We start from the raw sequence: 732 nt of genomic DNA, 5'->3' as shown, positions 1-732 counted from the left end.
GGATCAGTCTATAATAGGTGACGCTATTGCGAGCATTTCAGCAAGTATTAGCGGTTTGCGTGCTATGTTATAAAAAAAGGAGAAAATACCAATGGGAAAAATAGGTATAGATAAGGGGAAATTTACCGGAGCAGTCACAAATGCAGAGAGCGCAGTTAATCGGATAGAGAAAGTTCCCTCACCGAAAATTACCAAGAATAATCTATCTCGGTTGACGGGTTTTCAAAATTTAGTAGAGAAAGCCGGAACAACTTTAGAAGCATTTAAAGGAGTATCTTCTGCTGACACAGGCAAAATGAAAGCCGTCGCGGACAAAATTGTCGATGAAGATGCTAAAATGGCGAATGTAATCCAACAAAACACAGTGAGGTTCAAATAATATGGTCGAATATAACAAACGAGAGCTTTTAGAAGTTGTTTTACAAAATGACAAAACATTAGATTTAGAGATTACTGACGAACTATTACAAATGGGTAACTTGCTGGGGAATCAGCCTTCCCTTTTTCGTGAGGTTTACAAGGCGTTTCGAAATCAAGAAGATGTCTTTGAAAACAAGCCAAGAATCGGTGCAAAATTCTCAGTGACATTTGATTATCCGAATGAGACAATTCGTTTTGAACGATTAGAAACGCAATTAGACATTCCATTTTCTCAATTTTTACGTTTGATGGGTTTGATTGATGCGTGTTATAGCGAAATTTTGCCGCTAGGTACCGTTGTGGAATTGGACG

At 38.1% G+C, this 732-nt stretch carries 1 protein-coding gene and 1 pseudogene; both read left to right on the top strand.

Translation table 11 applies throughout. The annotated features are described in order from the left end of the window. Positions 1-91: 91 nt before the first annotated feature. On the top strand, positions 92-379 hold the full coding sequence (locus BAQ49_RS18615) for a TIGR04197 family type VII secretion effector (RefSeq protein WP_071746599.1): 288 nt from the start codon (positions 92-94) through the stop codon (positions 377-379). 1 nt (position 380) lies between these two features. Further along, positions 381-732 (top strand): annotated as a pseudogene (locus BAQ49_RS18610) (DUF4176 domain-containing protein); the annotation flags it as partial.

The sequence above is a fragment of the Bacillus proteolyticus genome (assembly GCF_001884065.1).
Classification (GTDB): domain Bacteria; phylum Bacillota; class Bacilli; order Bacillales; family Bacillaceae_G; genus Bacillus_A; species Bacillus_A proteolyticus.
Note: the sequence above shows the minus strand (reverse complement) of the source record. Positions and strands in the feature narration are given on the sequence as shown.

Bases quoted from the DNA above. Each gene is read 5' to 3' on its own strand.
- BAQ49_RS18615 (WP_071746599.1), top strand. From the start codon at position 92: ATGGGAAAAATAGGTATAGATAAGGGGAAATTTACCGGAGCAGTCACA.